General features: G+C 63.2%; 18 protein-coding genes and 1 pseudogene. 15 read left to right on the top strand and 4 right to left on the bottom strand.

Annotated elements, in window-relative coordinates; all coding sequences use genetic code 11:
- Positions 1-78 precede the first annotated feature (78 nt).
- Positions 79-891: a DNA-binding transcriptional regulator gene (locus tag CW267_RS17090; RefSeq protein WP_023340341.1), complete on the bottom strand. Its 813-nt coding sequence runs from the start codon at positions 889-891 to the stop codon at positions 79-81.
- Positions 892-1068: 177 nt separating this feature from the next.
- Between CW267_RS17090 and CW267_RS17085 the strand changes: the two genes are divergently transcribed.
- The 8 genes from CW267_RS17085 to CW267_RS17050 all read left to right on the top strand — a co-directional run bounded on the left by CW267_RS17085 (position 1069) and on the right by CW267_RS17050 (position 9436).
- Positions 1069-2733 (top strand): bifunctional 3-(3-hydroxy-phenyl)propionate/3-hydroxycinnamic acid hydroxylase, encoded by a 1665-nt coding sequence (locus CW267_RS17085; protein ID WP_100780938.1) that lies wholly within the window; start codon positions 1069-1071, stop codon positions 2731-2733.
- A 1-nt stretch (position 2734) separates the two neighbouring features.
- Positions 2735-3679: a 2,3-dihydroxyphenylpropionate/2,3-dihydroxicinnamic acid 1,2-dioxygenase gene (gene mhpB / locus CW267_RS17080; protein WP_047666652.1), complete on the top strand. Its 945-nt coding sequence runs from the start codon at positions 2735-2737 to the stop codon at positions 3677-3679.
- Between the two features lie 17 nt (positions 3680-3696).
- Entirely contained in the window at positions 3697-4563 is an 867-nt protein-coding gene (mhpC, locus tag CW267_RS17075; protein ID WP_047666651.1) for a 2-hydroxy-6-oxonona-2,4-dienedioate hydrolase, read from the top strand.
- A gap of 10 nt (positions 4564-4573) precedes the next feature.
- Positions 4574-5380 carry a 2-keto-4-pentenoate hydratase gene (mhpD, locus tag CW267_RS17070; protein WP_012967940.1) on the top strand — a complete coding sequence of 269 codons (807 nt, stop codon included), beginning with the start codon at positions 4574-4576 and terminating at the stop codon, positions 5378-5380.
- Positions 5373-6323 carry an acetaldehyde dehydrogenase gene (gene mhpF / locus CW267_RS17065; RefSeq protein ID WP_023297812.1) on the top strand — a complete coding sequence of 317 codons (951 nt, stop codon included), beginning with the start codon at positions 5373-5375 and terminating at the stop codon, positions 6321-6323. The genes mhpD and mhpF overlap by 8 nt, the downstream gene beginning before the upstream one ends.
- The gene (mhpE, locus tag CW267_RS17060) at positions 6320-7336 is read left to right on the top strand and encodes a 4-hydroxy-2-oxovalerate aldolase (protein ID WP_043875125.1); all 1017 of its coding nucleotides are present in this window, start codon (positions 6320-6322) and stop codon (positions 7334-7336) included. The genes mhpF and mhpE overlap by 4 nt, the downstream gene beginning before the upstream one ends.
- A gap of 75 nt (positions 7337-7411) precedes the next feature.
- Positions 7412-8608, top strand: coding sequence for a 3-(3-hydroxy-phenyl)propionate transporter MhpT (gene mhpT, locus CW267_RS17055; RefSeq protein ID WP_040968611.1), 1197 nt, complete (start codon positions 7412-7414; stop codon positions 8606-8608).
- Between the two features lie 102 nt (positions 8609-8710).
- Complete coding sequence (locus tag CW267_RS17050; protein WP_038422708.1) at positions 8711-9436, top strand: polyphenol oxidase family protein; 726 nt, start codon at positions 8711-8713, stop codon at positions 9434-9436.
- A 12-nt stretch (positions 9437-9448) separates the two neighbouring features.
- On the opposite strand, the gene CW267_RS17045 is transcribed toward CW267_RS17050, so the two are convergent.
- On the bottom strand, positions 9449-11029 hold the full coding sequence (locus tag CW267_RS17045; protein ID WP_047666647.1) for a rhodanese homology domain-containing protein: 1581 nt from the start codon (positions 11027-11029) through the stop codon (positions 9449-9451).
- A gap of 5 nt (positions 11030-11034) precedes the next feature.
- The gene (locus CW267_RS17040; protein ID WP_046881209.1) at positions 11035-11637 is read right to left on the bottom strand and encodes a cysteine dioxygenase; all 603 of its coding nucleotides are present in this window, start codon (positions 11635-11637) and stop codon (positions 11035-11037) included.
- 106 nt (positions 11638-11743) lie between these two features.
- On the opposite strand from CW267_RS17040, the gene CW267_RS17035 reads away from it, so the two are divergent.
- From CW267_RS17035 to CW267_RS17005, 7 genes and pseudogenes are all read left to right on the top strand, one after another.
- Positions 11744-12637, top strand: a complete 894-nt coding sequence (locus CW267_RS17035; RefSeq protein WP_032741111.1) for a LysR family transcriptional regulator — start codon at positions 11744-11746, stop codon at positions 12635-12637.
- Positions 12638-12781: 144 nt separating this feature from the next.
- Positions 12782-13877, top strand: a pseudogene (locus CW267_RS17030) (LLM class flavin-dependent oxidoreductase).
- Positions 13864-15015, top strand: a complete 1152-nt coding sequence (locus CW267_RS17025) for an acyl-CoA dehydrogenase family protein (protein ID WP_012967946.1) — start codon at positions 13864-13866, stop codon at positions 15013-15015. Before CW267_RS17030 ends, CW267_RS17025 begins: the two are co-directional and overlap by 14 nt.
- 5 nt (positions 15016-15020) lie before the next feature.
- Complete coding sequence (locus CW267_RS17020) at positions 15021-15983, top strand: ABC transporter substrate-binding protein (protein WP_008804495.1); 963 nt, start codon at positions 15021-15023, stop codon at positions 15981-15983.
- Positions 15980-17017, top strand: a complete 1038-nt coding sequence (locus tag CW267_RS17015) for an ABC transporter substrate-binding protein (RefSeq protein ID WP_032733194.1) — start codon at positions 15980-15982, stop codon at positions 17015-17017. Before CW267_RS17020 ends, CW267_RS17015 begins: the two co-directional genes overlap by 4 nt.
- Entirely contained in the window at positions 16998-17993 is a 996-nt protein-coding gene (locus CW267_RS17010; protein ID WP_100780937.1) for an ABC transporter permease, read from the top strand. The genes CW267_RS17015 and CW267_RS17010 overlap by 20 nt, the downstream gene beginning before the upstream one ends.
- Positions 17987-18775 (top strand): ABC transporter ATP-binding protein, encoded by a 789-nt coding sequence (locus CW267_RS17005; protein WP_012541422.1) that lies wholly within the window; start codon positions 17987-17989, stop codon positions 18773-18775. Before CW267_RS17010 ends, CW267_RS17005 begins: the two co-directional genes overlap by 7 nt.
- A 147-nt stretch (positions 18776-18922) precedes the next feature.
- On the opposite strand, the gene CW267_RS17000 is transcribed toward CW267_RS17005, so the two are convergent.
- Positions 18923-20995, bottom strand: coding sequence for a TonB-dependent siderophore receptor (locus CW267_RS17000; protein ID WP_101148642.1), 2073 nt, complete (start codon positions 20993-20995; stop codon positions 18923-18925).
- Positions 20996-21383 lie beyond the last annotated feature (388 nt).

Here is a 21383-nt window from a genome sequence, read left to right as displayed (position 1 = left end):
GGCGTGAAAAATTCGTTATGTATTAAAGTATATAACGAAGCCGGGCGCAATGGGTGATCGCATTTACCCTCATCACGATTAAGGCATTTCGTACCACACTTCTTCCTCTTCCATGCGGGCCTCTATCTGACTCGCCACCCTCTGCAGGGCGGAAAGATGCTTCTGCGCCGCCTGCTCAATGGTCATCGCGCTGGCGATATAGACCAGATTCAGGCAGCCGATAACCCGCTGCTGGCTGCAGACCGGCACGGCGATGGAGGCGATTTTCTCCTCCTGCCGCCAGCCGCGGAAGTTTTCACCGTAGCCGTTCTGGCGGGTGCGGGCGAGGATCGCCGCCAGCCGTTCCGGTTCGCGGGCCAGCTGATACTCAGCTTCCGGACGGGCGGCCAGCATGCTGACGATGGCATCGCGTTCCGCGTCGGGGGCAAAGGCCAGCCACGTCAGCCCGGAGGCGGTGAGCAACAGCGGCAGCCGCCGTCCGACCATCGCGCGGTGAAACGACAGTCGGCTGAAGCGGTGGGTAGTCTCGCGCACCACCATGGCGTCGACGTCGAGGGTGGTGATATCCGTGGGCCACTGTACCTCGCGCAGCAGCTCGCCGAGCAGCGGTGTGGCGAGGGCAGAAATCCAATGTTCGTCACGAAATCCATCGCTCAGCTGGCGGACGTTAATGGTCAACCGGAAGCTGTCGTCGGAGCGGCTGCGGCGGACAAAACCCTCCTCCTGCAGCGTCTCCAGCAGCCGGCGCACGGTGGTGCGATGCAGGCCGCTAAACTCCGCCAGCAGGCCCGGCGTCGCGCCGCCGTCGAATTTATTTAACAATTTTAATAACAATAAACCCCGGCTTAACCCACGCACCGTTTTGTACTCAGTGGACCCATCGTCACGCATAAATCCTTCCTTAAAATGCTTTATAAACAGCGTTGTGCACCTGGTGCACATTCGGCGATGTTTTGATTGTAGCCGAAAACCCCCGCCCTATACTCAGCCCATTATAAAAATACGTTTACACATGATTAACAAATTGCCTGTCAGCCGGGCAGTTTCCGAGTCGTGAGGTCGCTGAAAATGACAACATCTACACCCGATATTCAACCCGCCGTGCAGCATACCGCTCAGGTCGCCATCGCCGGCGCCGGTCCGGTTGGCCTGATGATGGCCAACTACCTTGGCCAGATGGGCATCAGCGTGCTGCTGGTGGAAAAGCTCGACACACTGATCGATTACCCACGGGCCATCGGCATTGACGATGAATCCCTGCGGGCGATGCAGGCGGTAGGGCTGGTGAACGACGTGCTGCCGCACACCACGCCGTGGCACGCCATGCGCTTTCTGACCCCGAAGGGGCGCTGCTTTGCCGATATCCAGCCGATGACCGATGAGTTTGGCTGGTCGCGGCGCAACGCCTTCATTCAGCCGCAGGTCGATGCGGTGATGTATAACGGCCTGCAGCGTTTCCCGCAGGTCCGCTGCCTCTTCTCCCGCGAAGTAGAAGCCTTTAGCCAGAACGGTGACGGTGTCACGTTAAATCTTAAAGGACCGGACGGCGAGCGGGAGACGGTGCGCGCGGACTGGCTGGTGGCCTGCGACGGCGGCGCCAGCTTTATTCGTCGTACGCTGAACGTCCCCTTCGAAGGCAAGACCGCGCCGAATCAGTGGATCGTCATCGATATCGCTAACGACCCGCTGGCCACCCCGCACGTTTACCTGTGCTGCGACCCGGTGCGACCCTACGTTTCCGCCGCGCTGCCCCATGGCGTGCGCCGCTTTGAATTTATGGTGATGCCCGGAGAAACCGAAGCCCAGCTCAGCGAGCCGCACAATATGCGTCGTCTGCTGAGCAAAGTGCTGCCGGACCCGGACCGCGTCGAGCTGATCCGCCAGCGGGTCTACACCCATAATGCCCGCCTTGCCGAGCGCTTTCGCATTGACCGGGTGCTGCTGGCCGGCGACGCGGCGCACATCATGCCGGTCTGGCAGGGGCAGGGATACAACAGCGGCATGCGCGACGCCTTCAACCTGGCGTGGAAGCTGGCGCTGGTGGTCAACGGTAAAGCGGGAGAGGCGCTGCTCGACAGCTATCAGCAGGAGCGCCGCGACCACGCGAAAGCGATGATTGATCTGTCGGTCACCGCCGGCCACGTGCTGGCGCCGCCGAAGCGCTGGCAGGGGGCCGTGCGCGACGGTCTCTCCTGGCTGCTGAACTACCTGCCGCCGGTGAAGCGCTACTTCCTCGAAATGCGCTTTAAGCCGATGCCGCAGTACCGCGAGGGGGCGCTGCTGATCGACGCCGCCGGCAAGACCTCGCCGGTGGGCAAAATGTTTATTCAACCGCAGGTGACGCTGGAGAGCGGCGAGAGCGTGCTGCTCGACGACGTCATCGGCGCGAATTTCGCCATTATCGGCTGGGGCTGCAACCCGCAGTGGGGGCTCGACGCCGGGCAGATCGCACGCTGGCGCGCGATTGGCGTGCGCTTTATCCAGGTGGTGCCGGCGGTGCAGATCCATCGCGAGCAGGATAACGCCCCCGGCACGCTGCAGGTAGGCGATACGCAAAATCGCCTGAAGAGCTGGTTTGCTCAGCATAACACCGCCATTGCCGTGGTCAGACCGGACCGCTTTGTCGCCGCTCTCGCCATCCCGCAGACCCTCGGCGCACAGCTGACCGCCCTGGCGGAAAAAATGACCCTCGCAACCGGGGATACCGCCCGCACTGAAGAGAAGGTGGCCTGATATGGATGCCTATTTGCACTGTCTCTCCCACACTCCGTTGGTGGGATTCGTGGACCCGGAGCAGGCGGTCCTTGATGAAGTGAACGGGGTGATTGCTGACGCCCGGCGGCGGATCTCCGCTTTCGAGCCCGAGCTGGTGGTGCTCTTCGCTCCCGATCACTACAACGGTTTTTTCTATGACGTGATGCCGCCGTTCTGCCTCGGCGTCGGCGCCACCGCCATCGGCGACTTCGCCAGCGCCGCCGGCGACCTGCCAGTGCCGACCGAGCTGGCGGAAGCCTGCGCCCACGCCGTGATCAACAGCGGTATCGACCTGGCGGTGTCGTACAACATGCAGGTGGACCATGGCTTCGCCCAGCCGCTGGAGTTTCTGCTGGGTGGCCTGGACCGTGTGCCGGTGCTGCCGGTGTTTATTAACGGCGTCGCCGCGCCGCTGCCGGGTTTTCAACGTGCCCGGCTGCTGGGCGAGGCGATGGGCCGCTTTCTCAATACCCTCAATAAGCGGGTGCTGATCCTCGGCTCGGGCGGACTCTCGCACCAGCCGCCGGTGCCGGAGCTGGCGAAGGCCGACGCCCATCTGCGTGACCGTCTGCTTGGCAGTGGCAAACAGCTGCCGCCGGACGAGCGCGAGCTGCGCCAGCAGCGGGTGATCAACGCCGCCAGACGGTTTACCGAAGACCCGCACTCGCTCCATCCCCTCAACCCGGTCTGGGACAACCGCTTTATGAGCCTGCTGGAGCAGGGGCGGCTGGCGGAGCTGGATGCGATCGGCAACGACGAGCTGTCGGCGATGGCCGGGAAATCGACGCACGAAATTAAGAGCTGGGTGGCCGCTTTTGCCGCGCTATCCGCTTTTGGCCGCTGGCGCAGTGAGGGCCGCTATTACCGGCCGATCCCCGAGTGGATCGCCGGGTTCGGCTCGCTGAGCGCCACCACCGAGATTTGATTAACCGGGAGACTAACATGAGCTATCAACCGCAAACCGAAGCCGCCACCAGCCGATTCCTCAATGCCAACGAGGGGGGCCGCACGCTGCGCATCCATATCAATGACTGCGGCGACGGGAAAGAGACTGTGGTCATGCTGCACGGATCCGGGCCGGGGGCCACCGGCTGGGCCAACTTCAGCCGTAACATTGACCCGCTGGTCGAGGCGGGCTATCGCGTGCTGCTCCTCGACTGTCCGGGGTGGGGCAAAAGCGATGCTATCGTCAACAGCGGCTCGCGTTCGGACCTCAACGCCCGGATTCTGAAAAGCGTGGTCGATCAGCTGGGGATCGATAAAGTCCATCTGCTGGGCAACTCGATGGGCGGCCATAGCGCGGTGGCCTTCACTCTGAGCTGGCCGGAGCGGGTGGCGAAGCTGGTGCTGATGGGCGGGGGGACCGGCGGCATGAGCCTGTTTACGCCGATGCCGACGGAGGGCATCAAGCTGCTGAACGCCCTGTACCGCGAGCCGACCATAGAAAACCTGAAGAAGATGATGAGCATCTTCGTCTTCGACACCCGCGACCTCACCGAGGCGCTGTTCGAGGCGCGTCTCAACAATATGCTGTCGCGTCGCGATCATCTGGACAACTTCGTCAAAAGCCTCGAAGCCAACCCGAAGCAGTTTCCTGACTTTGGCCCGCGGCTGGGCGAAATCAGCGCGCCAACCCTGATCGTCTGGGGACGCAACGACCGCTTCGTGCCGATGGACGCCGGGCTGCGCCTGCTCGCTGGGATCGCCGGTTCGGAACTGCATATTTACCGCGACTGCGGCCACTGGGCGCAGTGGGAACATGCCGACAGTTTTAATCAGCTGGTGCTCAATTTCCTCGCACGGGCTTAAGGAGTAAATGATGACTTTTTCTCTTGACGCGCTGGCCCGGCAGCTGCGCGACGCGGAACAGACCGGCCAGGCGATCGCCCCGCTGCGCGATATCCTCGGCGTCGACAATGCCGACGCCGCCTATGCCATCCAGCGTCTGAACGTCCAGCACCACGTGGCCCATGGCCGGCGGGTAGTGGGCCGCAAGGTGGGCCTGACCCATCCCAAAGTGCAGCAGCAGCTGGGGGTCAACCAGCCGGATTTCGGCACTCTGTTTGCCGACATGTGCTACGGCGACAACGCCGAGGTGCCGTTTGGCCGCGTGCTGCAGCCCAAAGTGGAAGCCGAGATCGCCCTGGTGTTGAAGCAGGATCTGCCGCATGCCGATACCACCTTTGATGAGCTGTATAACGCCATCGAATGGGTGCTGCCGGCGCTGGAGGTGGTGGGCAGCCGCATTCGCGACTGGTCAATCGGCTTTGTCGACACCGTCGCCGATAACGCCTCCTGCGGCCTGTACGTCATTGGCGGCCCAGCGCAGCGCCCGGCAGGACTGGATCTGAAGCAGTGCGCCATGCACATGACCCGCAACCAGGAGCTGGTCTCCAGCGGTCGCGGCAGCGAGTGTCTGGGACATCCGCTGAACGCCGCAGTCTGGCTGGCGCGCAAGCTGGCCAGTCTCGGCGAACCGCTGCGGGCGGGGGATATCGTGCTGACCGGGGCGTTAGGCCCGATGGTGGCGATTAACGAAGGGGACAGCTTTGTCGCCCATATCGAAGGTATTGGCTCAGTCGCGGCACGTTTCGTCGCCGCCGGAGAAGGACATCGTGATGCGTAAACGTAAAGTCGCCATTATCGGCTCCGGGAATATCGGCACCGATTTAATGATTAAAATCCTGCGCCACGGCCAGCATCTGGAGATGGCGGTGATGGTCGGCATCGACCCGCAGTCGGATGGCCTGGCCCGCGCCCGGCGCATGGGCGTCGCGACCACCCACGAAGGGGTGGGCGGCCTGATGCAGATGGCGGAATTTGCCGACATCGATTTTGTTTTTGACGCCACCAGCGCCGGGGCGCACATCAAAAACGATGCCGCGCTGCGCGAAGCGAAGCCGGGGATCCGCGTCATCGACCTGACGCCGGCGGCGATTGGCCCGTACTGCGTACCGGTGGTCAACCTCGCGGCCAATCTCCATCAGGGCAACGTCAATATGGTGACCTGCGGCGGGCAGGCGACCATCCCAATGGTCGCCGCGGTCTCGCGAGTGGCGAAGGTGCATTACGCGGAGATCGTGGCCTCGATCGCCAGCCAATCCGCCGGACCGGGCACGCGGGCCAATATTGACGAATTTACCGAAACCACCTCGCAGGCGATTGAAAAAGTCGGCGGCGCGGGCAAGGGCAAAGCGATTATTGTACTGAACCCGGCGGAGCCGCCGCTGATGATGCGCGATACCGTCTACGTACTGAGCGAGCTGGCGTCGCAGGAGGCGATTGCCGCCTCGATCGCCGAAATGGCGGCGGCAGTGCAGGCTTACGTCCCAGGCTACCGGCTGAAGCAGCAGGTGCAGTTTGAGGTTATCCCCGAGGATAAGCCGGTCAACCTGCCCGGCGTCGGCTGTTTTTCCGGCCTGAAAACCGCGGTTTACCTCGAAGTGGAAGGGGCGGCGCACTATCTGCCAGCGTACGCGGGCAACCTCGATATTATGACCTCGGCGGCGCTGGCGACGGCGGAGCAAATGGCCGGGGCAATGCACAGCGCGGCGGGAGCGACAGCATGAACGGTAAAAAACTTTATATCTCGGACGTGACGCTGCGCGATGGCATGCACGCCATTCGTCACCAGTATTCCCTGGCGCAGGTGCAGCAGATCGCCGGCGCGCTGGATAAGGCTGGGGTCGACTCCATCGAAGTGGCCCATGGCGATGGCCTGCAGGGATCCAGCTTCAACTACGGCTTTGGCGCTCACAGCGACATCGCGTGGATTGAAGCGGCGGCGGAGGCGGTCAGCCAGGCGAAAATCGCCACCTTGCTGCTGCCGGGCATCGGCACGCTGCACGATCTGAAAGCGGCGTATCAGGCCGGAGCGCGGGTGGTGCGGGTCGCCACCCACTGCAGCGAAGCGGACGTCGCGGCGCAACATATTGCCTTTGCCCGCGAGCTGGGAATGGACACCGTCGGTTTTCTGATGATGAGCCATATGCTCTCCCCGCAGGCACTGGCGCAGCAGGCGCTGAAGATGGAATCTTATGGCGCGACCTGTATCTATGTGGTGGATTCCGGCGGGGCGATGAACATGAACGACATTCGCGACCGTTTCCGTGCCCTGAAGGCGGTGCTGAAGCCGGAGACCGCCACCGGGATGCATGCCCACCATAACCTGAGCCTCGGGGTGGCGAACTCGATCGTCGCGGTGGAAGAGGGGTGCGATCGCATTGACGCCAGCCTGGCCGGGATGGGGGCGGGGGCGGGCAATGCGCCGCTGGAGGTATTTATTGCCGCCGCCGACAAGCTCGGCTGGCAGCATGGCACCGATCTCTACGCCCTGATGAACGCGGCCGATGATCTGGTGCGGCCGCTGCAGGACCGCCCGGTGCGTGTCGACCGTGAAACGCTGGCGCTGGGCTACGCCGGGGTCTACTCCAGCTTTCTGCGCCACAGCGAAGCGGCGGCCGAGCGCTATGGCCTCAGCGCGGTGGATATTCTCGTCGAGCTGGGCAAGCGGCGGATGGTCGGCGGCCAGGAAGATATGATCGTCGACGTCGCACTGGATCTGCTTAACCGCAATAAATAACGAAAAACGTGCGGCTGACAAAGCATCAGCCGCCAGTCACCTGCTCCGTTTGTTCGGCTATCGCCAAGGTACCCTATGACCAAGATAACGACTGCAAACCCCTCGCGCCTGGTGGTTACCATCGGGCTCTGTTTTATGGTGGCCCTGATGGAAGGGCTGGATCTGCAGGCGGCGGGGATCGCCGCCGTCGGCATGGCGCAGGCCTTTGCGCTGGATAAAATGCAGATGGGCTGGATCTTCAGCGCCGGGATCCTCGGCCTGCTGCCTGGCGCGCTGGTGGGCGGCATGCTGGCGGACCGCCACGGGCGCAAGCGCATTCTGCTGGGGTCGGTGCTGCTGTTTGGCCTGTTCTCGCTGGCCACCGCGGTGGCATGGAGCTTCCCGACGCTGCTGCTGGCGCGCCTGCTCACCGGCGTCGGGCTCGGGGCGGCATTGCCTAACCTGATTGCCTTAACCTCGGAAGCCGCTGGCTCACGCTTCCGCGGCCGGGCGGTAAGCCTGATGTACTGCGGCGTACCCATTGGCGCCGCGCTGGCGGCAGCGCTGGGCTTTTCCGGTCTCGCCGCGGCCTGGCAGACTATTTTCTGGATTGGCGGCGTGGTCCCGTTACTGCTGATCCCGCTGCTGATGCGCTGGCTACCGGAGTCGCAGGCGTTTCAGCGCGCGGAGGCCAGCGTGCCGCTGCGCACCCTGTTTGCCCCAGGGCATGCCGCCGCCACCCTGCTGTTGTGGCTGGGTTATTTTTTCACCCTGCTGGTGGTCTATATGCTGATCAACTGGCTGCCGATGCTGCTGGTGGGCCAGGGATTCCGCGCCAGCCAGGCGGCGGGGGTGATGTTCTCTCTGCAGATCGGCGCCGCCTGCGGCACGCTGCTGCTGGGAGCGCTAATGGATAAGCTCACCCCGCTGCGGATGTCGCTCCTGATCTACAGCGGGATTCTGGCTTCCCTGCTGGCGCTGGGCAGCGCGTCGTCGCTAAACGGAATGCTGCTGGCGGGGTTTGTCGCCGGGCTGTTCGCCACCGGCGGCCAGAGCGTACTCTATGCCCTGGCGCCGCTTTTTTACCCCGCAGCGATCCGCGCCACCGGGGTCGGCACCGCCGTGGCGGTGGGCCGTCTTGGCGCAATGAGCGGCCCGCTGCTGGCCGGCAAGATGCTGGCCCTCGGCACCGGCACCATCGGGGTGATGGCGGCCTCGGCGCCCGGCATTGTGCTGGCCGGCGTGGCGGTGTTCTGGCTGATGCATCGTCAGCAGCGCGCCGCGATTGTCTGAGACGCATCCGGCGGTCTGGCAAAAAAATGCCGGGCCGCCGCCTTGCCTGTCCGCGTCACCTGGCCTATGGTAAGACATCATTCCCTGACGCTTATCGTCCCTATGGCTTACACCTCCCGTTTGCTCAATGCTATCCCTGGCATCCGCCACGCTTTTCTCGATGTCCACGAAACCGCCGCCTTTCCCTATGCCGAGCTGGCTCCGGTGAAGCTGGTGCATGGTAATGAGGTTCATCATTATCAGCAGCCGCTGCCGACGCGCCCGCACGCCGACGCGGTGTTTACCGCGGTAGCCGGGCAAAAGGTGGGGGTGGTGACCGCCGACTGTCTGCCGATGCTGATCGCCTCGCGCGACGGTCGCTCCGTCTGCAGCGTGCATGCCGGCTGGCAGGGGCTGGTCAGCGGCATTGTCGATAATAGTCTGGCCTGTTTTCGCCAGCAGGGGGTGGCATTGGCCGATCTGGTCATCGCCGTGGGGCCGCATATTCACCCTTGCTGTTACGAAGTCTCCGCCGGATTTTATCAGCAACTGCTGGACCAGCCCGGCGGTGATCGGGTGGCCCGCCATCGCCAGCGGCTGTTTCATTCCCGTTCGGGCCCGGTCAGCGATCCGCTCAAAGCCGCCGCACGCGGCAGCGATAATCTGTGGTTTGATCTGCGCGCCTTTGCCGAAGCGATCTTCGCAGAGGCGGGAGTGTCGCCGGCGAGCGTTGAATGGCTGGGGAGTTGCACCTACTGCACCCCGCAGTCGCTGGGCTCCTACCGACGCCGGACCCATTTTCCGGCGCCGAAGAGCTTTCAGTATTCGTGGATCCTGCGCGAGGCCTGAGGCGCGCTCGCGCTAGAGCACCCGAAAACCGTGGGTGCCGTCGCGGGCCAGCTGATCCACCAGGCCATACTCCCACTCCAGATAAGCCTGCATGGCCTCGGCGGAATTATCGGTTCCTTCGTACGGACGACGATAGCGGTCACGGCGCTCGACGGCGAGGCCGCTATCGCCATGCGCCAGCGGCAGACCGGCGGCGATCCACGCCAGCGTCCCGCCGGTAAGCAACTGCACCGGTTTACCGGTCAAGGCCGCCACCTCCGGCACCGCGTAGCGGGCCAGCAGACTGCTGCCGCAGGTCACCACGTATCGCTGTGCGGGAGGGATCACATCCAGGGCCTGGCGCAGCTGCGAGCGCGTCAGCCACCACGCGCCGGGGATATGGCGAGCGACAAAGTTGGCGCTGGTGGTAAAATCGAGCACCACCGTACCGGGTTCGTCCAGCTGTTGCGCCAGCTGCGCCGGGCTTATCTCCTCCGCCTGCGGGCCGGGCGGCACCTCGGCGGCCGGCACCCCGCGTTCGCTCAACTGGCTGGCCGACAGCGCGCTCAGCCGCGCCGTCTCCCAGCCCATCTGCGCCAGCCACGAGCCGGTTATCGCCGCCCGGATGCCATCGTCATCCAGCAGCACAATTCGCGCCCCTCGTACGCTGGCGAAGTGATCGGTCTCCTGCAGCAGCTGGCCGCCTGGCGCGCTCAGGCTGCCGGGATAGTGACCCGCCGCGTACTCCTCGGGGCTGCGGACATCAAACAGGAAGGTAGTGCGGTCGCTCTGCTGCAGCCAGCGTTGCAGCGTGGCCTCATCGATGACCGCCACCCCGGCCCGTTCGGCAAGATGCGCCACCTCAGCGGCCCGGACGCCGGAGGCGCGGGCGGAGGGATCGTATTGCCGCTGCTGCTGGTGCGCCAGCGTCTGGCCGGCCAGCGTCCAGCCGATAGTGCCATTGCGCAGGGCATGGACCGGGTTTGGCACGCCGGCGTTGATCAGCGACTGGGTGCCGATGATGCTGCGGGTGCGTCCGGCGCAGTTGACGATAACCGGCGTCTGCGGGGAGGGCGTCAGGCTCTCTACCCGCAGGGCCAGCTCGCCGCCGGGCACGCTGATGCTGCCGGGGATGCTCATGGTCTGGTACTCATCGAAGCGCCGGGCGTCGACGATCACCACCTCCTGCCGGCTGTCGATGAGCGCCTGAACCTCCTGGGCGCTGAGCGACGGCGTGTGACGCACGCTTTCCACCAGCTCGCCAAAGGCTTTACTGGCGGAGTTGACGTCCTGAAACAGCTCGCCGCCGCTGCGGCGCCAGCCGGCGAGCCCCTCTGTCAGCAGGGCCACATCCTGATAGCCCCAGGCCCGCAGCCGTTCGACGGCGATCTCCGCCAGACCTTCGCCGTTGTCGTAGACGGTGAGCGGGGTGGTGAAGCGCGGTATCCGCCGGCGGACCTCCAGCTCCAGTTTGCTGAGCGGCAGATTGACGGCAAACAGCGGATGATCGGTGGCGAAATCGGCCTCTTCGCGGACGTCGATCAGCGCCAGTTCACGACGATCGAGCAGCGCCTGGCGTATCCCGGCGGCCTGGCGATAAGCGTAGGTGGGCATAGTGGTTATCCTTGATGTTCGCGGGACAAATCCCAGATATTGGGTAAATGGCGGTTAGAGTAGCCGGAGATAAACGGTTTCTGCTGCCCTTCCGGGCTATACACGGCGCGCTTCACCGCGCCGATATTGCCGCCGTAGATGTGAATGCTGATGGAGACGCGATCCGCCAGCGCATTGCTGACGCGATGAATATCGCCATCGTCAGCGGAGACTTTCTCCACCTGGCCTGCTTCCAGAAGCGTGGCGGCGCCCAGCGCGCGCGGGATGCCATCGGCATCCAGCTGGTAGCGCTGGTTTTCCTCCGCGCCGCGCAGCATACCAATGGCCCCCCACACCCGGTGGTCATGGATCGGCGTCGCTTGCCCCGGTCCCCAGACGAAGCTGACAATCGAGAAGCGCTCCCCGGAGTCGGCATGCAGCAGATACTGCTGGTAATGGTGCGGATGCGGCAGGGTGTACTCTTCCGGCAGCCAGTCGTCGTAACGCACCAGCGCCGCCAGCCGCTGCGCCACGGCGTCAAGCAGCGGGGCGGTCTGGTGGTGTTCACGGTGCAGGCGGTCTACCTCATGAATGAAATGGCGTAATTTTTCCAGTCGTGGTGCAGTCATGTGCGGTTCCTGTGAGAGGGACTGGTCAAAACGCTAACAGAGGCGTTAATATTATTTAAATGCAATTTACGCATATATTAATATGCAAATTTCACATAAGGATCCTATGCGCATTGACGATATCGACGCTTTGCTGGCCACGGTGCAGTTTTCGTCCCTCAATCAGGCCGCGGAATATCTGGGGATCACCCAGTCGGCCATCACCCGGCGCCTGCAGCGCCTGGAGCAGGAGCTGAACGTGACGCTGTTGGAGCGCCAGACCCGCCCGCTGACCCTGACTGCCGCCGGACACCGGGTGTACGAGCAGTGTCTGAGCATTAAGCGTGAGACGAAAAAACTCTACAGCCTGTTGGATCCGCAAGGCGAGCCGCGCGGCGCGCTGCGTCTCGGTGTGCCGCAGAGTCTCAGCGAGATTGCCCTGCCGGCGGCGCTGTCGGCGCTGAGCCAGCAGTTTCCCGGACTGTCGCCGCAGATCACCTGCGGCTGGAGCGGACAGCTGCAGCGCCGGCTGGAAAACGGCGAGCTGGACGGCATGCTGGCGATGGGGCCCGCCCAGCAAAGCTTCGCCGAGGGCTACAGCGGACGGCTGCTGTGTCCCCTGGAGGTGGTGCCGATCGTCGGCCGGCGTTTGAATTTGTGCGCGTCATCCCTGCGGGAGTGCGCCGAACAGGGCTGGATCCTTAACCCCGACGGCTGTGGCCTGCGCGCCGGGCTTATTCGCCAGCTGCAGAGTCAGGGATTGCGGTTGAAGCTTAATGTCGAAAGCGCGGGCGCGCAGCTGCAGATAGCGCTGGTGGCGCAGGGACAGGGGCTGGGTCTGGTGCCGCGGGCGGCGCTGGCCAGCAGCCCGTGGCGGGACGAGATCGCGGTCCTCAATCTCAGCGATTTTCAGCCTGCGGTCTCACTGTGGCTGATCCACGCCCAGTATCTGGCAAACCTGCAGCCGCCGCTGACCTTTTTCGCCAGCAAAGTGGTGCAGCAGCTGACAGTATCCGACTGAAAGCACTATGCATTTTTGTTTAATGCTAATTCAGCATATTAAGATATGATAAAAATGCATTTTGCTCATTAACACACTCTGTATAGGGTAATGACCAGCGCCGCTGTCGCGGCCACTCCATTACCCTGACGCAAGGAGTTGTTCATGAGCATTCAGTTTCTCGGCATGATTGGCCACCGCCTCTCTTCCGAAACGATTGCCCCGGTGGGGCCGATCTTTGACCGCGACTATATCGTTCGCTTTGCGCAAACCCATGAAGCCGCCGGGTTTGATCGTCTGCTGGTCGGCCACTGGTCCGATCAACCCGACGGCTTTCTGGTGACGGCCCTGGCCGGGCTGTCGACGCAGAAAATCCATTACCTGCTGGCTCATCGCCCCGGTTTTGTTTCGCCAACCCTCGCCGCGCGCAAATTCGCCACCCTTGAGCACCTGTTGGGGGGCCGGCTGGCGGTGCATATCATCAGCGGCGGCAACGATGCCGAGCAGCGCCGGGATGGCGATTATCTCGACCACGACCAGCGCTACGCCCGCACCGACGCCTTCCTCGACACCGTGCGCCAGGTGTGGACCAGCGAGCAGCCGGTGGATATTCACAACGATTTTTATCAGGCCGAGCAGGCCTGGTCCGCCATTCGCCCGCTGCAAAAACCGCATCTTCCCATCTACTTCGGCGGCTCGTCGGAAGCTGCCATCGCCGTCGCCGGCAAACATGCCGACGTCTTCGCTCTGTGGGGCGAGTCGCTGGCGCAAACCGGAGAGACCATCCAGCGCGTGCGCGCCGAAGCGGCGAAACACCAGCGTGATATCGGCTTCAGCGTCTCGTTCCGGCCGATTATCGCCGACAGCGAAGCCGAAGCCTGGGAGAAAGCCGAGCATATCCTGCACGTCGCCACCGAGCAGGCGGCACAGCGCGGAGGGGGTTTCAAAGCCAAACCGGACAGCATCGGCGCCCAGCGGCTGCGGGCCACCGCGGCGCAGGGCAGGGTGGTGGACAAACGTCTGTGGACCGGCATCGCCCAACTGGTGGGCGGCGGACATAACTCCACCGCCCTGGTGGGCACCCCGGAGCAGGTGGCGGATGCGCTGCTCGATTACTACGACCTCGGCGTGCGTAACTTCCTGATCCGCGGCTTCGATCCGCTGAACGACGCGGCCGACTATGGCCGGGCGCTGCTGCCGATCGCCCGGGAAAAAGCTGCCCGGCGTGCGGTGGCGGAGCGCGCATCGTGATCCATCCTGAGCGCGACGACTGGGCCCGGCAGCTGACGGCGCTCCGCCAGCAGATGGCGGAGCAGGCGGCCAGCCTTGATGCCAGCGGCGACTTTCCCCAGCGTAATATCGACCATCTGCGCGCGGGGGGCTGGTTAAGTCTCGCCGTGCCGTCATCCTGCGGCGGCGCGGGCGCCACTCTGGCCCAGCTGCAGCAGGTCATCGCCGCCATCGCCTGGGGAGAGCCGGCGACAGCGCTGATTGTCTGCATGCAGTATCTGCACCATTTGCGGCTGGCGGAAAATGACGCCTGGCACGCGCCGCTGCGCCAGCAGGTTTTTCACGATGCAGTCGAACACGGTGGCCTGATCAACAGCCTGCGCGTCGAGCCGGAGCTGGGATCCCCGGCGCGGGGCGGCCTGCCGGACACCGTGGCGACCCGTCGCGCGGAGGGCTGGGACATCAGCGGCCATAAAATTTATACCACCGGCATTGAAGGGCTGCGCTGGCTGGCGGTGTGGGCCAGAAGCGATGATAACCCGCCGCTGGTGGGCACCTGGCTGGTGGCTGGCGACAGCCCGGGTATCAGCGTGGTGAAAAGCTGGGATCACGCCGGGATGCGGGCCACCGGCAGCCATGAAGTTATTTTTAACCACGTGCGGGTGGCGGCAGAGCACGCGGTGGATGTCTGGCCGGCCGATGCGCCACCCGCCGCCCAGGCCGAACCGTTTCGCCTGTTCGCCAACCGGCAGACGGCGCTGCTGGCGGCGATCTATGACAGCATTGCCCACGCCGCTCACGACTGGCTGGTGAGGTGGCTGGCGGGACGGGTACCCGTCGGTCTCGGTCATCCGCTCTCTCGTCTGCCACGGGTGCAGGAGAAAGTCGGGCAGATCGCCGGGCTGCTGCTGGTCAACCGCAGCCTGCTGGAGCAGGCCGCCGCGCTGCGCTTTTCCGCTATCGAGGCCAATCTGGCGAAAGTCACCATCACCGACAACGCCATTCAGGCGGTGAATATTGCGCTCGAGCTGACCGGCAATCATGGCCTGAGCCGACAGAACCCGCTGGAACGCCACTACCGCAACGTGCTCTGCGGACGGGTACATACCCCACAGAGCGACAGCGCCTGGCTGGCAGCCGGCAACTTCGTCTTTCAATCACAAGGATAATCACGATGCGTCTATCATTTTCAGGCCGGGTGGCGGCAGCGCTGATGCTGCTGGCGCTGGGCGGCTACGCGACAGCGCAGGAGCGGATCACCCTGCGTATCGCCGATCAAAAAGGCGGCATGCGTTCGCAGCTGGAGGCGGCCAACGCCCTGCAAAATCTCCCTTACGACATTAAGTGGGCCGAGTTCCCGGCCGCCGCGCCGCTGGCGGAAGCCCTCAACGCGGGCGCCGTGGACGCGGGGATCATCGGCGATGCGCCGTTGCTCTTTGCCCTGGCCAACGGTGCGCCGGTCAAGGCCATTGCCGTGGATAAAAGCAACCCGGCGGGGACCGCGGTGCTGGTTTCCCCCGGCAGCACGTTAAAAAGCGGCGCCGATTTAAAAGGCAAACGCATCGCCACCGGTAAAGGGTCGATTGGTCATTTCGTGGCGCTGAAAGCGCTGGAGCAGGCGGGGATTTCACCGAAGGAGGTGCAGTGGGTGTTCCTCGGCCCGGTGGACGCCAAAGTGGCGCTGCTTAACGGTTCGGTAGACGCCTGGGCGACCTGGGAGCCCTACACCACCCAAATGGTGAAGACCAACGAGGGGCAGATTCTGGTGAGCGGCAAAGGGCTGCTGCCGGGGAATACCTTCCTCGCGGCAACGGATTCCGCGCTTAACGATCCGCAAAAACGCGCCGCGCTGCAGGATTATCTCCAGCGCCTGGCCGGCGCTGAGCGCTGGGCCTACGCCAATCTCGACAGCTACGGCAAAACGCTGGGGGAGATCATCCGCTTCCCGGCGGAGATCGCCCGCGCGCAGTTTGCCAACCGCCAGTCGCAGTGGCAGCCGCTGGCAGAGGAAACGGTGACCCAGCAGCAGGCAACGGCGGACTTTTATCTCGCCAACGGCCTGATCCGCACCCGGCTGGACGTGAAGCCGACCTTTGACCCCAGCTTTAGCGTGCCCGCCGCCGAGGTGACACCATGACCAGAAACACTTTTTCCCGCCGCCGTTTTTTACAGCTCAGCGGCGGCCTGGCGCTGGCCGGGGTCTCTCTGCCGCTGTGGGCTCACGATATGGCGGACATGGCCAGCGGCGATGCCCATCCGGCGCTGCGCCTGCCAGAGCCCTACAAGATCAAGCTGGCGATCAATAAAAGCGCGGTATGCCTCGCGCCAGTCGCCGTCGCCGAGCAGCAGAAGATTTTCAGTAAATATAACCTCGACGTTGAGTTTGTTAACTTCGGCAACTCCACCGATGTGCTGCTGGAGGCGATCGCCACCGGTAAGGCCGACGCCGGGGTGGGGATGGCGCTGCGCTGGCTGAAGGCGCTGGAGCAGGGCTTTGACGTCAAGCTCACCGCCGGAACCCACGGCGGCTGTCTGAACCTGCTGACGGCCAAAGACTCGCCGTTCGGCGGCCTCGAGAGCCTGAAGGGACAAACCATCGGCGTCACCGACATGGCCGGGCCGGATAAAAACTTCTTCGCCATTCTGCTTAAGCGCCACGGTATCGACCCGATCAGCGACGTGCAGTGGAAAGTCTACCCGGCGGATCTGCTCAGCGTGGCGCTGGACAAGCGCGAAATCGCCGCCATCAGCGGCAGCGAGCCATTCAGCTATCGTCTGCTGGAGACCGGCAAGTATCAGCTGATCGCCAGCAATATGACCGGGGATTATGCCAACCTCAGCTGCTGCGTGCTGGGGGTGAGCGGGAGCCTGGCGCGGGACCATAAACCGGCCGCCGCCGCGCTCACCCAGGCGATCCTTGAGGCGCACAGCTATGCCGCTGCGCATCCGGAAAGCGTGGCGCAATCCTTCCTCGCCCATGCCCTGAACACCAGTGAAGCGGAGGTGAGCGGCATCCTGCACGGGCAGGGCCACGGCCATCATGCGGTGGGCGAAGCATTCGTGAAAGAGCTGACGCAGTACGCGGTCGACCTGCAGCGGGTGCAGGTGATCAAGCCGGGTACCGATCCCCATCAGTTCGCGGAGAGTATCTATGCCAACGTATTCGCCTGAGCAGGCTCTGGCGCGCTCCACCGGCCGCGCGCCGCTGTGGGGAGAAGGGCTGCTGGCCGCCGCGCTGTGGCTGCTGGGCGGTCTGTTTACCCTGGCCTGGCCCGATGCCGGGCGGCGCTGGCCGTTTAGCGAAGGGTGGGCGCTGGCGCAATTCACCCTCGGCGGTGGATTACTGCTGCTGGCGCTGAGCTATCGCTACTGGCGAGCGCGCGGCGCGCGTGTGCGGCATGCCGGCAAGTGGCTGGCGCTGTTGCCGGTGCTGTTTGCTGTCTGGGAAGGGCTGACCGCCAAGAGCGCCGTGCTACCGGTGCCGTTTTTCGCGCCGCCGCAGGCGCTGATCGAGGTGCTGCACGACGACTGGCCGCGCCTGCTCGACAGCCTGCTGCACTCGCTGGGGCTGCTGGGGCTCGGCGTGCTGCTGGGCACCAGCAGCGGGTTCATCACCGGTCTGGCCCTCGGCTGGTCGCAACGGATTGGCTACTGGGTTCATCCGGTGTTACGTCTGCTGGGCCCGGTGCCGTCCACCGCGCTGCTGCCGCTGTGCCTGTTTATTTTTCCCTCGAGCTTCGGGGCCAGCGTGTTTTTGATCGCGCTGAGCACCTGGTTCCCGGTCACGGTGCTGACCTGGTCCGGAGTGATGGGCATTGATAAGGCGTGGTACGACGTGGCGCGGACCCTCGGCGCCAGCCAGCGTTTCCTGATCCTGCGGGTGGCGATCCCCGCCGCGCTGCCGAACGTCTTTGTCGGCCTGTTTATGGGGCTCGGCGCGTCGTTTTCGGTGCTGATTGTCGCCGAAATGGTCGGGGTGAAGTCAGGGATCGGCTTTTACCTCCAGTGGGCCCAGGGCTGGGCGGCCTATCCGAATATGTACGCCGCGCTGCTGGTAATGGCGTTGTTATGCTCCGGCCTGATAAGCGGATTATTTATGCTGCGTGACCGGCTGCTGAGCTGGCAGCGAGGAGGAATGCAATGGTAACAGCGACGCCAGATTCGCCGGCGATAGCGCGCGGCGCGGCGGTATCCATCAGCCATCTTCATCATGCGTTTACACTTGGCAAACAGACGGTACCGGTGCTGGAGAATATCAGTCTGCAGCTGCGCCCGGGGGAAAGCGTGGCGCTGCTGGGCCCTTCCGGCTGCGGTAAATCAACCCTGCTGCGGCTGCTGGCGGGGCTGGAAGCGCCGCAGAGCGGACAGATGCAGATCGACGGTGCGGCGCCCGGCGCCCCGGGGCCGGAGCGGATCCTTGTGTTTCAGGATCCGACGCTCTACCCATGGCTGACGGTACGGCAGAACGTGCTGCTGGGCCCGCAGGCGCAGGGCAAAAAGGGGCTGGAGGCGAAGGCCGACGCGCTGATTGACCGCATCGGGCTGCAGGCCTTCAGCGAGGCGTGGCCGCGGCAGCTGTCCGGGGGGATGGCGCAGCGTGCGGCGCTGGCGCGCGCCTTATTGAACGAACCGCGCCTGCTGCTGCTCGACGAGCCGTTGGGTAAGCTGGATTCCCTGACTCGCATCAGCATGCAGCGGGAGCTGATCGCCCTCTGGCAGCAGCAGGGGTATACCAGCCTGCTGGTGACCCACGATATCGAAGAGGCGCTGCTGCTGTGCGAGCGGGTGCTAGTGATGTCGCCGCGTCCAGGGCGGATTATCGCCGAGTTCGCGCTGCCGCTGGATTTTCCCCGTCATCGCGATAACCCGCAGCTGCTGCAGCATCGTCAGGATATATTGCGCATCCTCGGCCAGGAGGAGGACTGGTAAGCTGAACGCATTGCCCGGTGGCGGCTGCGCCTTACCGGGCCTACGAACTCGACAGGAAGGGGAAGGACCGCAGGCTATGCAGTTGTAGGCCGGTGCAAGCGCAGCGCCGCCCGGCAATGAACATCCGGCGCGACGCCATGGTCCGGCTTAAAAATCCATCTTCACCGTGAACTGCACTTCGCGCGGGTCGCCAATCTGGTTGCCGAGGTTATTGGTGACGATCGAGGAAGTGTAATAGGTCTTATCAAACAGGTTCTTCACATTCACCTGCAGCGTCACCGGATACTGCAGCTTCATCTTATAGGCGGCGAACACATCCGCCACCGCATAGCCCTGCAGATAATAATCCGCGCCGTTGGTGCCGGAGCGCTTGCTGACCGCATGGCCGCCGCCGCCGACGGTCAGGGTGTTGCTGTTATAGACGTTATGAATGTCATAGGTCAGGAACAGCGAACCGGTATGTTTCGGTACGTTTGGCAGCGGTTTCCCGGCGTAATCCGGATCTTCCAGCACTTTGGCGTCGGTGTAGCCGTAGCTAGCGATCACGCTGAGGTTATCGGTGATGGACCCCGCCAGATCCACTTCCACGCCCTGGGAACGCACCTTGCCCGCCGTTTTGGCCACCGTCTCATCACCAATGCTCTCGGTGTACAGCACGTTACGCTTATGAATATCAAACAGCGCGATATTGGCGGTAATGCCGTTTAACAGGTCGAATTTGGCGCCCACTTCGTAAGAGGTGGACTCTTCCGGCGGCAGTTCGCCGATATAGCTGGCGATCGATGACTGTGGCATAAACGATTGGGCGACGTTGGCGAACAGGGAGACGTTCGGCGTCACCTTGTAGACCAGGCCGGCTTTCGGCGTCCATTTCTCATCGCGGCTGTCGGTATTGACGTTAAACGGTCGGCCTTTACCGGCGTACTGGGTGTAGTACTGGTAGCGCACGCCAGCGACCGCGATCCAGTTGTCAGTCAGGTACAGCGCGTCCTGCACGTATGCGGCATAGCTCTCCTGCTGGATACGCTGATCGCTGTCGGAGGCGGAGACGGTATTACAGGTGTCGAGGGTGCCGTAGACCGGATGATAGATGTTAAAGCCTTTCACGTTCTTGCAGCGCAGCATATCGGTGCGCAACAGATCGTAATTCTCATAGGCGACGCCGGTCAGCAGTTCGTTATAAAAGCCGCCCACCACCACGTTGCCCTGCAGGTCGGCGCGGGTGGAATGCATCTTCTGCGTTGAACCGTGGGTACCGTCGACCCGGCGGGTGAGGTTGCCGGTCGCCGAATCATAGGCCATCACCCGCGCCTGGTTATCGTTGTAATTATCCTGGCTGTAGCTGTAGTCGAAGCGTGCGGTCCAGGCGTCGTTAAGGCGATACTCGGCGTTGAGCTGAGCGAGATCGGAATAACCATCGGTAATATTAAACGCTTCATCGAAGCGGGTTTTGCGATCGACGTTCACCGCATGGCCGGTGTTCAGATCGAAAATAGTGCCGCGGTCAAAAGGCGCGCTGTAGTCGCGGTGCGAATAGGACGCGGTCACCGTCGCCCGCTCGCCAAACCAGGTCAGGGAAGGGGCGATAAAGCTGCTTTTGTTTTTACCAAAATTGCGCCAGTAATCCTCATTCTGGTATTCCCCAATCAGCCGGTACGCCAGATTCGTGCCTTCGATGGGGCCGGTGACGTCGAAGCTGCCGGTACCGCCGCCAAAGCTGGTGGACGTCGCGGAAACCGAACCAGAGAACTGCCGCTCCGGCCGTTTGGTGATGACGTTGATCAGCCCGCCGGGGTCGAGGATACCGTACAGCGTCGAAGCTGGCCCCTTCAGGACTTCCACCCGTTCGGTGGCGGCGTTAAAACTGCGTGGCAGCACGGTGCGCAGACCGTTGGTCATGATCGAGCCGTCGCGGTTGGCGCCGAAGCCGCGGCGGGTAAAGGCGTCCTGGGTACCGCCGAGGGTGTTGGTCTGCACCACGTTAGCGACGTTATACAGCGCCTCATCGAGTGAGGTGGCGTGCTGATCTTCGAGAACCCGATCGCTGACGGTATTAACCACCTGCGGAATATCCAGCAGCGGCATCGAGGTCAGCGTCGCGGTGGCGGAGCTGAGTGGCTGATAGCCGCTGGTGGCGCTCTGCTGCGCGCCGTCGGCCACCACGGTGATGGTCTCTTCCGCGTCGTTATTACTTTTCGCCGCGCTATTGTCGGCGGCCATTAATCCCGGTGAGGCTAAAAAAAGAAGCGAAAAAAGCGCGCGCCCTTGCAACGCTCTGCAGGCGACATGGGGTTGAGTCATTATCTGTTTCTCGTGAACGAATCTGCCTTTGCGGTCAGATTAAGCCAATAAAATCATTGCCCTGAATAATAAAAGCACTCTGTTTAGCGTCTGAACGCGCCTTCAGATGTGTAATTGAGAATCATTCAATCATGAAGGGATGTAGTAGTAAATGTTATGTAAGATAAAAAATTGGCGGTGGGAAATGGCGGGGTTATCACGTCTTTTCAATGAGGTGGTGTGTTGTTATTTTATTGATATTAAATGATTTTATTGGTTTTACTGTTGCGCAGCCTCGCTGTAGTGCTCGCGACGGATGGATGACAAT

Origin of the sequence: Klebsiella sp. X1-16S-Nf21, from assembly GCF_002837615.1 — a bacterium.
Lineage (GTDB): Bacteria > Pseudomonadota > Gammaproteobacteria > Enterobacterales > Enterobacteriaceae > Klebsiella > Klebsiella variicola.
The sequence above is the reverse complement of the archived record's forward strand: the minus strand, read 5'-3'. Positions and strand labels throughout refer to the sequence as shown.

Bases quoted from the DNA above. Each gene is read 5' to 3' on its own strand.
- CW267_RS17090 (WP_023340341.1), bottom strand. From the start codon at position 891: ATGCGTGACGATGGGTCCACTGAGTACAAAACGGTGCGTGGGTTAAGC.
- CW267_RS17085 (WP_100780938.1), top strand. From the start codon at position 1,069: ATGACAACATCTACACCCGATATTCAACCCGCCGTGCAGCATACCGCT.
- mhpB (WP_047666652.1), top strand. From the start codon at position 2,735: ATGGATGCCTATTTGCACTGTCTCTCCCACACTCCGTTGGTGGGATTC.
- mhpC (WP_047666651.1), top strand. From the start codon at position 3,697: ATGAGCTATCAACCGCAAACCGAAGCCGCCACCAGCCGATTCCTCAAT.
- mhpD (WP_012967940.1), top strand. From the start codon at position 4,574: ATGACTTTTTCTCTTGACGCGCTGGCCCGGCAGCTGCGCGACGCGGAA.
- mhpF (WP_023297812.1), top strand. From the start codon at position 5,373: ATGCGTAAACGTAAAGTCGCCATTATCGGCTCCGGGAATATCGGCACC.
- mhpE (WP_043875125.1), top strand. From the start codon at position 6,320: ATGAACGGTAAAAAACTTTATATCTCGGACGTGACGCTGCGCGATGGC.
- mhpT (WP_040968611.1), top strand. From the start codon at position 7,412: ATGACCAAGATAACGACTGCAAACCCCTCGCGCCTGGTGGTTACCATC.
- CW267_RS17050 (WP_038422708.1), top strand. From the start codon at position 8,711: ATGGCTTACACCTCCCGTTTGCTCAATGCTATCCCTGGCATCCGCCAC.
- CW267_RS17045 (WP_047666647.1), bottom strand. From the start codon at position 11,029: ATGCCCACCTACGCTTATCGCCAGGCCGCCGGGATACGCCAGGCGCTG.
- CW267_RS17040 (WP_046881209.1), bottom strand. From the start codon at position 11,637: ATGACTGCACCACGACTGGAAAAATTACGCCATTTCATTCATGAGGTA.
- CW267_RS17035 (WP_032741111.1), top strand. From the start codon at position 11,744: ATGCGCATTGACGATATCGACGCTTTGCTGGCCACGGTGCAGTTTTCG.
- CW267_RS17020 (WP_008804495.1), top strand. From the start codon at position 15,021: ATGCGTCTATCATTTTCAGGCCGGGTGGCGGCAGCGCTGATGCTGCTG.
- CW267_RS17015 (WP_032733194.1), top strand. From the start codon at position 15,980: ATGACCAGAAACACTTTTTCCCGCCGCCGTTTTTTACAGCTCAGCGGC.
- CW267_RS17010 (WP_100780937.1), top strand. From the start codon at position 16,998: ATGCCAACGTATTCGCCTGAGCAGGCTCTGGCGCGCTCCACCGGCCGC.
- CW267_RS17005 (WP_012541422.1), top strand. From the start codon at position 17,987: ATGGTAACAGCGACGCCAGATTCGCCGGCGATAGCGCGCGGCGCGGCG.
- CW267_RS17000 (WP_101148642.1), bottom strand. From the start codon at position 20,995: ATGGCCGCCGACAATAGCGCGGCGAAAAGTAATAACGACGCGGAAGAG.